The organism is Brevibacillus sp. HB1.3, from assembly GCF_013186635.1.
In the GTDB taxonomy this organism is placed as follows: Bacteria; Bacillota; Bacilli; order Brevibacillales; family Brevibacillaceae; genus Brevibacillus; species Brevibacillus brevis_D.
This window is the reverse complement of sequence record NZ_JABMIT010000004.1, coordinates 196,264-210,741: the sequence shown is the minus strand read 5'-3', so window position 1 is coordinate 210,741 and position 14,478 is coordinate 196,264. Positions and strand designations below refer to the sequence as shown.

At 46.9% G+C, this 14,478-nt stretch carries 16 protein-coding genes; 14 read left to right on the top strand and 2 right to left on the bottom strand.

The genetic code is table 11. From position 1 onward, the window contains the following. Positions 1-52: 52 nt before the first annotated feature. Positions 53-619: a YqaA family protein gene (locus HPY31_RS11450; protein WP_016739068.1), complete on the bottom strand. Its 567-nt coding sequence runs from the start codon at positions 617-619 to the stop codon at positions 53-55. A 195-nt stretch (positions 620-814) separates the two neighbouring features. On the opposite strand from HPY31_RS11450, the gene HPY31_RS11445 reads away from it, so the two are divergent. The 11 genes from HPY31_RS11445 (at position 815) to HPY31_RS11395 (ending at position 11,582) form a co-directional block, all read left to right on the top strand. After that, positions 815-1,240 (top strand): hypothetical protein, encoded by a 426-nt coding sequence (locus tag HPY31_RS11445; RefSeq protein WP_253901770.1) that lies wholly within the window; start codon positions 815-817, stop codon positions 1,238-1,240. 122 nt (positions 1,241-1,362) lie between these two features. Continuing rightward, positions 1,363-1,587, top strand: a complete 225-nt coding sequence (locus HPY31_RS11440; protein WP_016739066.1) for a hypothetical protein — start codon at positions 1,363-1,365, stop codon at positions 1,585-1,587. Positions 1,588-1,734: 147 nt separating this feature from the next. Then, positions 1,735-2,841, top strand: coding sequence for a cyclic dehypoxanthinyl futalosine synthase (gene mqnC, locus HPY31_RS11435; RefSeq protein ID WP_172140802.1), 1,107 nt, complete (start codon positions 1,735-1,737; stop codon positions 2,839-2,841). 190 nt (positions 2,842-3,031) lie between these two features. Then, positions 3,032-3,952, top strand: a complete 921-nt coding sequence (gene ytxC, locus HPY31_RS11430; protein ID WP_172140801.1) for a putative sporulation protein YtxC — start codon at positions 3,032-3,034, stop codon at positions 3,950-3,952. 322 nt (positions 3,953-4,274) lie between these two features. Then, positions 4,275-6,188, top strand: a complete 1,914-nt coding sequence (gene thrS / locus HPY31_RS11425; protein WP_172140800.1) for a threonine--tRNA ligase — start codon at positions 4,275-4,277, stop codon at positions 6,186-6,188. Between the two features lie 139 nt (positions 6,189-6,327). After that, positions 6,328-8,382 (top strand): methyl-accepting chemotaxis protein, encoded by a 2,055-nt coding sequence (locus HPY31_RS11420; protein WP_172140799.1) that lies wholly within the window; start codon positions 6,328-6,330, stop codon positions 8,380-8,382. A gap of 206 nt (positions 8,383-8,588) precedes the next feature. Continuing rightward, a complete protein-coding gene (gene moaA, locus HPY31_RS11415; protein WP_172140798.1) occupies positions 8,589-9,608 on the top strand; it encodes a GTP 3',8-cyclase MoaA in 1,020 nt (339 codons plus the stop codon). A 266-nt stretch (positions 9,609-9,874) separates the two neighbouring features. Further along, the gene (infC, locus tag HPY31_RS11410; RefSeq protein ID WP_035984450.1) at positions 9,875-10,381 is read left to right on the top strand and encodes a translation initiation factor IF-3; all 507 of its coding nucleotides are present in this window, start codon (positions 9,875-9,877) and stop codon (positions 10,379-10,381) included. Between the two features lie 30 nt (positions 10,382-10,411). Then, a complete protein-coding gene (gene rpmI, locus HPY31_RS11405; protein ID WP_012685334.1) occupies positions 10,412-10,609 on the top strand; it encodes a 50S ribosomal protein L35 in 198 nt (65 codons plus the stop codon). Positions 10,610-10,700: 91 nt separating this feature from the next. Beyond that, the gene (gene rplT / locus HPY31_RS11400; protein ID WP_007728568.1) at positions 10,701-11,060 is read left to right on the top strand and encodes a 50S ribosomal protein L20; all 360 of its coding nucleotides are present in this window, start codon (positions 10,701-10,703) and stop codon (positions 11,058-11,060) included. Between the two features lie 156 nt (positions 11,061-11,216). Next, positions 11,217-11,582 (top strand): hypothetical protein, encoded by a 366-nt coding sequence (locus HPY31_RS11395; RefSeq protein WP_172140797.1) that lies wholly within the window; start codon positions 11,217-11,219, stop codon positions 11,580-11,582. 65 nt (positions 11,583-11,647) lie between these two features. On the opposite strand, the gene HPY31_RS11390 is transcribed toward HPY31_RS11395, so the two are convergent. Then, positions 11,648-12,334, bottom strand: coding sequence for a helix-turn-helix transcriptional regulator (locus HPY31_RS11390; RefSeq protein WP_172140796.1), 687 nt, complete (start codon positions 12,332-12,334; stop codon positions 11,648-11,650). A 211-nt stretch (positions 12,335-12,545) separates the two neighbouring features. Between HPY31_RS11390 and HPY31_RS11385 the strand changes: the two genes are divergently transcribed. The 3 genes from HPY31_RS11385 to HPY31_RS11375 all read left to right on the top strand — a co-directional run bounded on the left by HPY31_RS11385 (position 12,546) and on the right by HPY31_RS11375 (position 14,262). Continuing rightward, positions 12,546-13,439 (top strand): R2-like ligand-binding oxidase, encoded by an 894-nt coding sequence (locus HPY31_RS11385; protein WP_256434406.1) that lies wholly within the window; start codon positions 12,546-12,548, stop codon positions 13,437-13,439. Positions 13,440-13,615: 176 nt separating this feature from the next. Beyond that, a complete protein-coding gene (locus HPY31_RS11380; RefSeq protein WP_172140794.1) occupies positions 13,616-13,870 on the top strand; it encodes a hypothetical protein in 255 nt (84 codons plus the stop codon). 158 nt (positions 13,871-14,028) lie between these two features. After that, complete coding sequence (locus HPY31_RS11375; protein ID WP_172140793.1) at positions 14,029-14,262, top strand: hypothetical protein; 234 nt, start codon at positions 14,029-14,031, stop codon at positions 14,260-14,262. The last annotated feature ends 216 nt before the right edge of the window (positions 14,263-14,478 follow it).

The window sequence follows — 14,478 nt, the reverse complement described above, 5'->3', positions numbered from 1 at the left end:
TCAAAAAGCGCCTTTTGTCCACTTGGTGAGGTGGCAAAGGCGCTTTTGATTTTTATGCGTACCGCTTGCGGCGCATGCTCCAAATAAACCAGGTCGCAGCAACCACTGCTGCTACTGCCAGCAGCGTGATCTCGAAGTATTCATCGATCAGAACCTTTGCGTGATTTCCGTATAAATAAAACAAGGTGCCTATCAAGAAAAACTTCAATCCCCGCCCGATGATCGCATAAAACATGAGCTTGGTCAGCGAGTAATTGAATACGCCTGAGAGCACAGTGAAAACCTTGAAAGGAATGGGGGTAAAAGCTCCAATCAGTACGGCAGCATCCCCGTTTTTTGCGAATTTTTCCGTCGCTACGATAACCCATTTTTCAGGGAGAATCTTGTGCAAAAGTGGTTTTCCCAGCCATCTCCCCAACAAAAATCCGATGGGAGCGCCGAGGACGGAAGCAGTAAAGGCTACTGTCGCAAACTGAATCGCTGAGCCTGGATCGAGCAGACTCATCGCAATTTGCATAAAAAACGGAGGAATTGGACTGATAAATGAGTCCAAAAATGCCATGGCCGCGAGTCCCCACATCCCATATTGCATGAATAGCTGTGTGATATGTTCGAGCATGAGCATCTCCTTACGGGGTTTTTTCTATTGTAGCCATCTTATGCCACTTTGTCCAAAGAAAGACCACAACGGAAGGTAGATGCCGGAAGGAAAAATGAGGAAATAGGACGATTGGCCCATCAATTGACTTCCAAAATATCCCGAATATAAGTAAGTGTGGAATGTCATGACGAAAGGGATATTTATTAAATGAAAATGCCATTATCTATCAAAGTCATTCAAGGGTTTATGCTGTTGCAAGTCATCGTATTGGGAGGCCTCTATTTTGTGGTTTCACAGGCAGATCCGATGAACTTGAGCCACTGGGCCAGTAAAATGGTTTTCAATGCGGTGACGATGCCAGAAGATATGTTGGATCAAAGCTACGTGTTAGGAAGAATGCAAGGAAGATTAATGTTTCCACTGATCATCACCACTGTATTGTTCATCTTCATACAGATGAGGTTACTAAAGTCGTCGATTGTCTGCATAAGTTTGGCGATTTTACTGGATATAAGCAATGGAACTTTCTTGATCGCCCTCTTGTATATAACCCTTCTTTTGGTTTTGACCCACAACAAACAATCGAAGATATATTTTAATCGGAATCATCATCAAGTTACGGAGACGGTTAAAAAATGAGTGGTCCAATGAGATGATCCTAGGTCGGAATATTGGTAATGAAGTCCTCGTTTTTCATTGACGCTAGGAAAGATTATCCACTAAAATGTAGGGAAACAGGACAAACATCATGGGAGGAACCAATGAAAACATTGGGTTCGGGAAAAGTCGTTTTCTATGCACCAAACGGGACTAACTTGCAAGTATCAGGGGAAATTGACGTACGTGGTGATCGGGTAGCCATAACAGAAATCATCTATTTTAATGGGAAACCAAACGGAGCGCGCGAAACGAATTTGCCATTAGCGCAAACCGTGATTTATTGGGAGCCAGAAGTGTACGAACAGATTGGATATGAAGAAGAATAAGAATCATTGCGATTCCAAGCCCTGTCTCTTGCAGGGTTTTTTCGCGTATGGCAAGTGTGCCTGCCAGCACCTCGGGCTATAGCCGATGTCCTGGTATTGTGTTATGATGTGGGATGGAATTTACGTATGGTACAAGGAGTGATCCTTATGATCGATTCTATATTGGAACGTGCTCTCGCAGGTGAACGCCTGGGTCTCGAAGACGGTCTGGCTTTGTTTGCGAGCAATGAAATCGAAAAGATCGGACATTACGCCAATCTGGTTATGCAGAAGCATCATCCAGATCCGATTGCGACCTTTGTTATTAGTCGCAACGTCAATTACACGAACGTATGTGACACGTATTGCCGTTTTTGTGCCTTTTACCGTCCCCCAGGCTCTTCGGAAGGATACGTTCTTCCCAGAGAGACGATTTTCCAAAAGATTCAGGAGACCGTTGATGTAGGCGGTACAGAAATCTTGATGCAAGGCGGCACCAATCCTGATCTAAAGCTGGATTATTACACCGACCTCTTGCGTGCGATCAAAGAGCGCTTCCCGCAGATTACGATGCACTCTCTGTCTGTGGCGGAAGTGATGAAAATCGCGGAAGTTTCCAACATGTCTGTCGAGGAAGTGCTGAAAGAGCTGAAGGCAGCAGGTCTCGATTCCTTGCCGGGAGCGGGTGGCGAAATCCTCGATGATCGTACACGTCGGAAGATTTCCCGTTTGAAGGGCTCGTGGACTGAGTGGATTGATACCCAAAAAGCCGCACACCGTGCAGGCTTGCCTGGTACAGCTACCATGGTCATTGGTTTTGGGGAAGAGATGGAGGAGCGCGTACTTTCTCTGTTGCGCATCCGCGATGCACAAGATGAGACAGGCGGATTCAAAGCGTTCATCGTCTGGACCTTCCAACCGGACAACACCAATATGAAGGCTGTCAACAACACGCCAGAGGAATACTTAAAAACACTGGCAATCAGCCGCCTCATGCTGGATAATATCGAAAACTTCCAATCTTCTTGGGTGACAATGGGTCCGCATTACGGTCAGCTTTCTCTCTCTTATGGAGCGAACGATTTCGGCCAAACGATGATGGAAGAAAACGTTGTTTCCGCAGCAGCTTGTACGTACAAGGTCAACACGAACCAAATTTTGGAACTCATTCGTGGCGCAGGCAAAATCCCTGCACAGCGCAACACACAGTATGACATTCTGCGCGTTTTTAAAGACGGCGAGATGGCAGAACGTGATTTTGTCATGCAAAACTAAAAAACCAATACATCCAAAAAACGCTTCTCTGTCCCCTGTTAACAAAGGGAAACCGGCAGGGAAGCGTTTTTTGGTATTTAAATCAGGAACTTTTTACCTGCAACCTTCCCTGAGTTTCCAACCGTTTAAAAGTATATCGCTCCTGACGGGACATATACTGTAACTACAATGGCGGGTTGGGGGGATGGTTATGCAGACGTTTCGCGTATTGCTGGAGAATGTCCCTGAGCATTGTGACACGTATCGGGCTATCGTAAATGAGATGACGGAGCGGGTCAACACTGCACCGGTGCGCATTACATACAGGGAGCAAGAAGAGAATGAATACCTCTTGTTCTACTTTCAAAGCTGGTGTGAGACCGAGTATGATGCGCAGACCATCGATTGGGCAAGAGCCTTCGTTGCTCTTACATTAGCCGAATGGGTCATTCAGGTAAAGGAACCGAAAATTATGGAGGAAATGGCCGCAGACTTACTCGCTGCCGAACAGATGGAAACCGAGTGGACGGAGATTTTTCCTTATATTCAACGCATGTGCCAAGAAGTCGAGCTGGATGGCGGGGAACTGTTAACGGCTACGACACGCAAGGCAAACGTATATCGCAAAGTCTTCTCCTATCTGGAGTGGGAGAGAACGATCAATGTATTGGGCTTCATCCGTTTTCGATTGCAGGAGCATTGGAACGAGCTGTTCGAACTCGTGGAAACTGGCATTGACGAATATCTGGAAGACAAGCAATACCAAGAGTTTGTCGAGCTGCTGCGCTATTTCATTGCTGTACAGGAAACCAAGCAGGAAATCGTTCATGTCGTTCCTAGTGTGGACAAACCTTTCCATCTTTATGATAAAAAAGGGGATCGTCTTTGGCTTGAACAGTTGGATACTGTTCTGAACATGGACGAACAAAAATGCCGAGACGAGGATTATTTGGTCAGTGCTTTGGTTACACTGGCTCCTGAGAGTATCGTGCTCCATATGGCTTCGGAAAAGCCTGGGCTTGTACAGACGATCCGCAGTATTTTTGACGGTCGGCTCATTACTTGCCACTCTTGTTCCCTTTGTCTATCCGAGCGACGTGTACTTGACGGGAATAATCCCTCTAAACTATAATAGCAACAACAACTTTACATCGCTTATAAATACGATGAGAAGGACACGGACAATAGTAAGGGCGCTCTAGAGAGGCGGGCCACAGGCTGGAAGCTCGCTGCGAACTGTTATTGATCTACCACCTTCGAGTAGCTGCCGGGAACGAAGCGTAGGCTTTTAGTATCGGTATGCCGGTTAGATACCGTTACATGGAATGAGGAGTCTGTTTTTGTGAGCAGACTTGAAGTAGGGTGGTAACACGAGAACACACTCGTCCCTTTTTGGGGATGAGTGTTTTTTTATTTTTCTCAACCAAACTAGATACAGGAAGGAAGAATCCACAGTGGCACAAATTCATGTTACTTTCCCAGATGGAGCCGTTCGTCAATACGACGCTGGGATTACTATCGAAGACATCGCAGGATCCATTAGCTCTAGCCTGAAGAAAAAGGCAGTAGCTGGTAAAAAAGACGGCAAGGTTGTTGATCTGTACACAGAACTCACAGATGACGCAGCGATTGAAATCGTTACCCTCGATTCTGCCGACGGGTTGGAAGTATACCGCCACAGTACAGCTCACTTGCTCGCTCAAGCGGTAAAACGTATTTACGGCGCTGAAGTGAAGTTCGGAATCGGTCCTGTGATCGAAGATGGCTTCTACTACGACATGGATATTCCGGTTTCCCTTTCCCCAGAGGATTTGGGCAAAATCGAAGCGGAAATGGAAAAAATCGTGAAGGAAGACCTGCCGATTCGCCGCAAAGTCGTAAGCCGCGAAGAAGCAACTGCGATTTTCCAAGAACTGAACGATCATTTGAAGCTGGAGCTGATTCGCGACCTGCCAGAGGATGCGACTATCACATTGTATGAGCAAGGCGAATTTTTCGACCTCTGTCGTGGACCGCACTTGCCGTCTACTGGCTTCATTAAAGCATTCAAGCTGATGAGCGTGGCAGGTGCATACTGGCGCGGAAAAGCAGAAAACCAAGTTCTGCAACGCGTATATGGTACAGCTTGGCCGAAAAAAGCAGACATGGATGAATATCTGCACTTCATCGAAGAAGCGAAAAAGCGCGATCACCGCAAATTGGGTAAAGAACTGGGCCTGTTTATGTTCTCTGAGGAAGCACCAGGCATGCCGTTCTACCTGCCAAAAGGCTTCACTGTTCGCAACGAGCTGGAGCAATTCTCCCGCCGTCTGCAACAATTGGCACAATACACAGAAGTGCGCTCTCCGTTCCTCATGAACGAGCGTCTCTGGAAAGAATCCGGTCACTGGGATCACTACAAAGAGAACATGTACTTCTCTGAAGTAGACAACGCGACTTACGCATTGAAGCCAATGAACTGCCCAGGTCACATGCTGATTTATAAAAACGAGATGCATTCTTACCGTGACCTGCCGATCCGATACTCTGAGTTCGGGCAAGTTCACCGTCATGAGTACTCCGGGGCGTTGAATGGAATGCTGCGGGTGCGCACCTTCTGCCAGGATGACGCGCACGTGTTTGTCCGTCCTGATCAGATCGCGAGCGAAATCAAAGGCATGATCACTTTGATTGACAGCATCTACAAGGTATTTGGTTTCGAATACAGTGTGGCTCTGTCCACTCGTCCAGAAGATTCCATGGGCTCTGATGAGCTGTGGGAAGCAGCAGAAAGCTCTCTGAAAACCGTGTTGGAAGAACTCGGTATGGCCTATGAAATCAAAGACGGAGACGGTGCGTTCTACGGACCGAAGATCGACTTCCAAATTACCGACGCGCTGAAACGCCGTCACCAATGTGGAACGATCCAACTGGACTTCCAAATGCCTGAGAAATTTGACCTGACTTATGTTGGTCAAGACAACGAGAAGCACCGTCCAGTTGTTTTGCACCGTGCGATGTACGGCTCCATGGAGCGCTTCATCGGTATCCTGATCGAGCACTACGCAGGTGCATTCCCGATTTGGCTGACACCAATCCAAGCACGCATCATGAACATCAGCGAAGTGCACATGCCATATGCAGAACAAGTAAGAGAAAAACTGCAACAAGCCGGCATTCGTGTAGAGCTGGATGGCCGTAATGAAAAAATCGGCTACAAAATCCGTGAAGCACAAGTTGAAAAAATCCCGTACATGCTGGTCATCGGTGAAAAAGAGGTGGCTGACGGTACACTGTCCGTCCGTAAACGCGGAGTGGGCGATGAAGGCGCGATGACAGTGGATGCGTTTGTAGAAAAAATCCGCACTGAAATCAATGAAATGAAGTAAAAGCGTTTAGAAGTAGAGCCGCCCTAAAGTTTCGGGCGGCTATTTTCATGATATGTTACTTGATACGTTTACTTGGAAAAAAGAACGGGAAAAGAGTTAGTATACTTATCAACATCAAGAAGGACAGCGGGGGGTTCGCATGCGGGTAAGCATCAAGCAAAGACTGATAGCAGCATTTCTTGCCATTATTTTAATCCCGATTGGGGTGATTAGCTCATTTGTCTATGTCAGTATGGAGGAGCGAATCCAGACTTATTTTATTGAGTCCTCGACTAAAGAAGTGGCTCAGGTAGACAACGCGATTAACTTGTATTTCGACTCGATTCGTGAAAACGTCAACCTGATCGCAAGCAGTCCCTTACTGAAGAGTGCAGATAACACCATCACGACGTATATGGACAAACCAACCAAAACTAAGCATACCCCCCTGCAAAATGGCGGGGTAGAAGCCGCTATTTTTCAAGATTTCCTGCGATTTGTCGATTCTCATCCGAATACTGCCTTCATTTATTTAGCGACCAAATACGGAGGATACATACAGTGGCCGACAGATGATGTCATCGCGAATTACGATCCACGTACAAGGGATTGGTACAAAAATCCAATGGAGAATCCCGGAAAAGTGATTACGACAGATCCTTATCTCTATTTGGGCGACAACAGTATCGTGATCAGTAACGTAACGATGCTAAAGGATAACAAGGGTGAACCATTGGGCGTTGTTGGACTGGATGTGAATTTAAAAGGGCTAACCGATATTTTGAAAGAAATTAAGATTGGGAAAACGGGTTATCTCATGCTGGTGGGCAAAGACGGAACGATTTTAGCTGATCCCAAGAACCCCGAGCTCAATTCGAAAAACCTGAAAGATACGCAAATTCCTGAATTGGCCGCTATTGCAGAGAATACCCCCAGCAGCTTTGCGGTCACAATGAACGATACCGAGTATTTGGCGAACGTCTTTACTTCCAGCAAAACCGGTTGGAAATATATTTCGTTTATTGAAAAAGCGGAGCTCTCTGCAGAAGCTAATCAAATCGGGTTCACCATCGGGGCATTAAGTATTTTGTTTGCCTTACTAGCGGCTGTTGCCTCCGTTCTTTTCTCGCATAAATTTACCAAGCCATTGCTTGCCATCGTTGACCAGATTGCACAGATCGGTCGTGGTGACTTTACCGCGGAATTGCCCAAAAACCTTTTGGATAGAAAAGACGAAATCGGCATGCTTGGTCATAGCATTCAGGTGATGCAGGTATCCATCCAAGGACTCATTCGAGAAGTCCAAAAAGCGGTGAACACCCTCTCTACTTCGTCAGACAACATATCGGTTCGCATGGCGGACAATGTAGATACTGCGAACAAAATATCTACCACGATACAGGAAGTAGCGAGCGGGGCGCAAAATCAGCTCCGAGGTACGGAAGAATCCGCAAGAGCGATGGAAGAAATGTCGATTGGCATCCAACGCGTGGCGGAGACAACCTCCATTATCTCGGAATCATCTACAAGTACGGCGGATGAAGCGCAGCTAGGAAACCAGTCCATCCAAAAGGCTATCCAGCAAATGGACTCCATCCGCGGCTCAGTTGAACATTCCGCATCCGTCGTCAAGCAATTGGGTGAGCGTTCCAAAGAAATTGTGCAAATCATTGACGTGATAACAGGAATTGCCTCTCAAACGAATCTGCTTGCTCTCAACGCAGCCATTGAAGCTGCTCGTGCGGGAGAGCATGGGCGAGGTTTTGCTGTCGTAGCAGATGAAGTGAGAAAGCTCGCAGAACAATCTGATGAGTCTGCTCGACAAATCGCCACCCTGATTCAGGAGATTCAAACAGATACAACCATGGCGGTCAACTCGATGGATTCCGTCAATCAAGATGTTCAGGTTGGATTGTCTACTGTCCTGGAGTCCGGAGAAGCCTTCCAACGCATTTTACAAGAAATTCAACAGATAACCGATCAAATTCAAGAGGTATCTGCTGTCTCTGAACAGATGTCCGCCGGATCGGAACAAGTAGCAGCATCTGTGGACGAGACTGCCCAAATTGCAAGGGTTTCAGCGCACAATGCTGAAAATCTGGCGGCTTCCTCCAAAGGTCAGTTGGCCACAATGGAAGAGTTTGCCGTTTCATTTGAATCTTTGAACCAGATGGCTCGCGAACTGGAAAGAATGATTCGCAAATTTAAGATATAAGAATGCATAGCAGGAAGAGTACGAATGTCAGGAGGAATTCGTACTCTTTTTTTGCAAAGCGAACCCATTTATGCCACAATGTGCTGTTTGCGTTTGAAAATTTGGCGATTTCGATTTAAGATAATAGACTGGAACGAAGTCGAAATACGGTATGATGAAGATGAATGGGAAAAGTCGTCCTATAGATAAAAGGAGAGTGAACAGCTATGCCAGATAAAGTGCTTGATTTACGGAACCGTCCTCTCCGAGATTTACGAATATCTGTCACTGATAAATGTAATTTTCGTTGCCGTTATTGCATGCCTGCTGATATTTTTGGACCGGATTTTGAGTTTTTGCCGCAAAGCAAGTTGCTGACCTTTGAGGAAATTACCCGTTTGACCCAGATCTTTACTTCGCTTGGGGTCGGGAAAATCCGCATTACCGGCGGAGAGCCATTAATGCGCCGAAATTTGCCTGAATTGATTCGAATGATACGTGAAGTAGAAGGCGTTCAAGATATTGCGATGACGACCAACGGCTCTCTCTTGTCCCGCCATGCGCAAGCACTAAAAGAAGCAGGGTTGGATCGGGTAACGGTCAGCCTGGATAGCTTGGATAATGAGCGCTTTGGGATGTTGAATGGAAGGGGCTATCAGGTCGATGCTGTGCTGGATGGGATTCGTGTTGCAGCAGATGCCGGGCTTTCGATCAAGATCAACATGGTGGTACAGCGCGGGGTCAATGATCAAGATATTTTGCCGATGGCACGGTACTTCCGTGAGCAAGGGCACACCCTCCGATTTATTGAATTCATGGATGTGGGAAACAGTAACGGCTGGCGGCTGGATCAAGTCGTACCTTCCCGTGAAATTGTGCGTATGATCCATGAAGAGATGCCGTTGGTAGCAACCGAAGCGAACTACTATGGAGAAGTGGCTTCTCGCTATCGCTATGAGGGATCGGACCAGGAGATCGGGTTGATCTCATCGGTAACCCAAGCTTTTTGCTCCACTTGTACGCGGGCTCGCCTGTCGGCAGAAGGGAAATTGTACAATTGTCTCTTCGCTTCATCCGGTGATGATTTGCGCGAACCAGTCCGCGATGGACGCTCGGATGAAGAAATTCGCGAGCTGATACGTGCGATCTGGGAGCGGCGTGACGTGCGCTACTCGGAGGAACGGCTAAGTGAAACGCCTGGTCTCGACAAGCGTGAAAAGGTCGAAATGTCCCATATCGGGGGATAATTAGGTATTAGCCTTGACAAAACCCAAGCTACCTTGTAATATAAATTGCGTGTATAAACAACACTTCATACTTCGAGAACAAGCAGAGGCGCCCAGCTTCTCACCTGGGTCGACGTCGTATACGACTGTTGACAGGTAACTCTTACGCAAGGATCCTCGGATCTGATGAAATTGCTTAGGTGAGATATGTGCGGGCGCAGAATGCGTTCGCACATTTTTGTTCCTTCTCGAAATTGACGGGGGTGGCAAGTATTAGCAAGGATCAAATGTTAATTAACGAAGCGATCCGTGCCCGTGAAGTCCGTTTAATCGGTGCTGACGGGAGCCAATTGGGAGTCGTACCTTTTAGGGAAGCATTGCGCATTGCCCAGGAAGCTGAATTGGATCTGGTAAACGTTGCTCCTACAGCCAAGCCGCCTGTATGCCGTATCATGGACTATGGAAAGTTCAAATACGAGCAGGCGAAAAAGGAAAAAGAAGCGCGTAAAAACCAGAAGATCATCGAGCTGAAAGAAGTGCGTTTTTCTTCTAACATCGAGGAACACGATTTTCAAACAAAGCTTCGCAACGTCCGCAAGTTCTTGGAGGATCAACACAAGGTGAAGTGTACGATCCGTTTCCGTGGACGTGAAATCACCCACTCCGAAATTGGACTAGGCGTTATGGAACGTGTAGCTGCCCAGTGTGAAGATCTCGCTACGCCTGAGCGCAAGCCGAAGATCGAGGGCCGCAGCATGATCATGATTCTGGCTCCGAAAGCGGAAAAGCAGTAAGATAGTAGTTTAGACAGGAGGATTTTTCAGATGCCTAAAATGAAAACCAACAAGGCCGCTGCGAAACGTTTCAAAAAGACTGGAAGCGGCCAATTGAAGCGCGACCGTGCGTTTGGTAGCCACTTGTTCGCTAACAAATCGACGAAAGCTAAGCGCCACCTGCGCAAAGCTGCACTCGTTTCCAAAGGCGATCAAAAACGTATTGAGCAAATGCTCACTTACCTGTAAGTTTTTCTTTATTACACACCATTACGCAGCATGAGCTCCCTAAGCGCCTAGTAGTAGGCCGCCATGCTGGAAAGACCAGGAGGAGTTTAGTATGCCAAGAGTAAAAGGTGGCATTGTTACACGCCGTCGTCATAAGAAAATCCTGAAGCTGGCGAAAGGATACTTCGGTTCCAAACATCGCCTGTTTAAATCCGCTAATGCGCAGGTAATGAAATCCCTGCTGTATGCATACCGTGACCGTCGTCAAAAGAAACGTGATTTCCGCAAATTGTGGATCACTCGTATCAACGCACAAGCTCGCATGAACGGTCTGTCCTACAGCCGTTTGATGCACGGCCTGAAAGTTGCTGGCATCGAAGTTAACCGCAAAATGCTGGCTGACTTGGCTGTTAACGACAAAGCTGCGTTCAACGAACTGGCAACAGTTGCAAAAAGCAAACTGAACGCTTAATTTTTGAATAGAAGAGCCGATCTTCCCGATTGAGGGCAAGGTTGGCTTTTTTGTTGTGGTCTGGAGCAAAATCAAACGAATAGCATCCTACACCTGTCCACACGCTATCAATCTCCTTGTCATATCTTATAGCAAAGATAGAAGGAGGTGAGTGGCATGGCAGAATTACGAGTAAGCCTATGGGCAGGTCGAAACTTTGAAGCTCGTCGTATTCGTTTTCGTAGACGTGGGGTAGCAGTTAGAGAGTGTCAAGCTCTTGAATTCAATGACGTACTGTCGAGTTTTCGATTACGAGCAGGGAATAATGGCCGGGTGACACTCGTTCTGTTTTCAGGAACCGCTTATCAAGGCGATTTTCGTGTCTTTCGGGGGAATCGAGATATTGCCGACCTTGGTAATTTCGGCTTCAACAATCGTACCTCGTCGTTCATTTTTGTGGGACGCAATCTGACTACTTCTCAAATCAGGGAGATTCAACGGACGAGAACAGCACCGAGAAACGTGGTAGAAATCAGAACGTAGAAAAGGAAGTTTGAGTCAAAGAAAAAACAACCGAGCTCACATTCGGTTGTTTTTTCTATTTTTATTCAACAAATGATTCGCTGGCGAATAGCATCTGCCACACCTTGTGCGCGATTTTGTACACCGAGCTTTTTTAAGGCGGACTTGATGTAATCCTGTACGGTAAACTCACTAATTCCCATCCAGTTCGCCATCTCCTTAACGCTTTCGCCCCATGACATTCGCTGCATGACTTCGACTTCTCGGCGTGAGAGCTTGGCGGTTTTAGGGCGAAGAGAGTCGGTTGCCAATACTTTGCCCAGCATCGAACAGTATGCGCTCAAAGATTGTACCAATGGATGGTTGATGCCAGAACAGCCATCCTGATGCCAGGAAATACCGGCGTAGCCGAGTACATTAGGCCCATAGCTGATAGGGAGAATGAGCGCATAAGGGGCGCCGTACACTAAATGGGGCGGCAACTGACGAATCGCCTCAGAATCTAGTAGTACGGCTCTCTGTTCACGGATCGCCTGCTGGATAAGGGGCATATTACGCAAGTCCACCCGGATATTTCGAATGGAGCATAACTCTTTGTCAAGGATTGACCATAGTCCCTCACCCGTTTGACTGAGCGTGGAGTAATTGCACAGAATGGCCCCTGTAAAAGGAAAGAGATCCACGAAACCGCGTACAGCAAGCACTAGTTTCTCCTCGTAATATGCCGTTTCTTCGATTCGATCGATGTACATGTTCAGCTCTGGACTGACCATGGAGTGATTGCCACCTCCATTTGAGTGATGACCCCCCTGATTTTTGGGGATATGAACGATCGTTCAGCCTGACCTATAATCAACCTACAGCGCCTTCATTTTATCAAACCGCAGATCAGAGCGTAAAGAATAGAATTGGTATAAATTAACAATCCTACAACTTCTTTCATTCATTCGAAATAGAAGGCGTATCAGAAAAAAGAAAGGTTGGATGGGGATGAGGAATGGTTTTGTTTCGATCAGCCAAAAAGGATTAGACCAGGAGCTACTGCCATACCAGTTGTATCAAAAAGCGAAGAGATACGGCATTTGGAACCCGCAGGACATTGATTTTACACAAGACCGCGAAGATTACGCGAATATGAATCCAGAGCAGAAGGAAGAAACCTTGGGACGGATTGCTGGTTTTCTTGGTGGGGAAGAGGCTGTCACCCTCGATCTTTTGCCTCTGATCATGGTCATTGCAGAGGAAGGGCGACTGGAGGAGGAAATGTTTTTGACGACCTTCCTCTTTGAAGAGGCCAAGCATACGGAGTTTTTCCGGTTGGTTCTCGACAACATCGGCGAGTCAGGAGACTTGCATCATTTGCACGATGATGTGTACAAGCGAATTTTCCATGAGATCCTGCCGAACGCACTTCATCGTCTGCTGACGGATAAATCGCCCGAAGCTATCGCAGAAGCTTCTACTGTCTACAACATGTTTGTGGAAGGCGTGCTCGCAGAGACTGGCTATTATGCGTTTTACGAAGCACTCAGCAAAACGGGGCTCATGCCTGGTCTCATGCAAGGAATCGGGTATTTGAAGACAGACGAATCGCGGCACATCAGCTACGGAACATTCCTGCTGCAGCGATTGATCTGTGAGCATCCGCATATTTACGATGTTATTGCCAAAAAGATGGAGGAGCTGGCTCCGATGGCAACTCATCTGTACGACTGGATGGATGACCCACAAGGGGTGAGTGCATTCGGAGTGAAGGTCACTGATTTGAAGCAGTTTGCGAAAAAGCAACTGAGTGTGCGCATGGAGGTACTTGCTCGAGCAAAGGGACAGACAATTGAAGAGCTGTATAAGCATACAAGGACAACGATTGATGTGTAAGCAAAAATGCGATCGAACATATTCGCGTCGTTGTTTACAGAACTAGGCTATGGTCCTAAAGCAGAATCCGCCCTAGGTCTGAGTAAAAAACAACCTCCCGTCCGTGTTAGACAACCTGGCTGATCCCTTACAATAAAGCCATAAGAGGAAAACATTGGATAGGGAGAGAAATCAAAATGAGAAAACAAAAGTGGATGATGCTAGGAATTACAGCAGTTGTATGTTCGGCGATGGTCGTGCCAGGGGCGTTTGCCAAAGAGAAAGATGACGCATATTCCGTGACGAATGCTTTCTTCGCCCCTACTTCGAACACGACGGCTCCAGTAGTCCAGAAGACAGATGCCGTGACAGGTACGCAAACAACAGCTACCCAAACAACAGGAAGTGCATTTATTTTCGCTCCAAATGTAAACGAGAAAGAAAAAAACTAATGGGCTCAAGCATCCGAACAGGATGCTTTTTCTTTTGGAAAAAAATGAATCCATCTCAAGTCTGAGAAAAAAACAATCTTTCGTCCGTGTCGAGCAGACTCCCTACTGCCATACAATAAAAAGCGTTACAGGAAAACATTGGATAGGGAGAGACATAGATGAGAAAACCAAAATGGATGATGATGGGTGTAACAGCAGTTGTCTGTTCAGCATTGCTCGTGCCAGGAGCGTTTGCAAAAGACAAGGATGATTCTTACACGGTGCTACCTTCCTTGGTAACCCCTGGTTCATACGCCGTACCAACGGTTCAAAAAAACGAGGTCAAAAACACGCAACAAACCGGAGCCTCTTTTATTTTCGCCCCCACCGTAAACGAAAAAGAGGAGAAATAAAGCAGAAGAAAGCTGTCAGACCCTGTCTGGCGGCTTTTTTCCTGTGAAAAGCGTCCTCTCTCATCGGGGGATCGAAACATCTCGATATGTTTTTCAAAAAAGTGGATGCGACCGCTTGCATTCAATCAAACGATCATGACCGTTTGGTTTGGGCGAGTTGGATATAGGTGGACGATGCGCCACTTCCAGTCACTAGGCATATGATGGTGGGTGAAT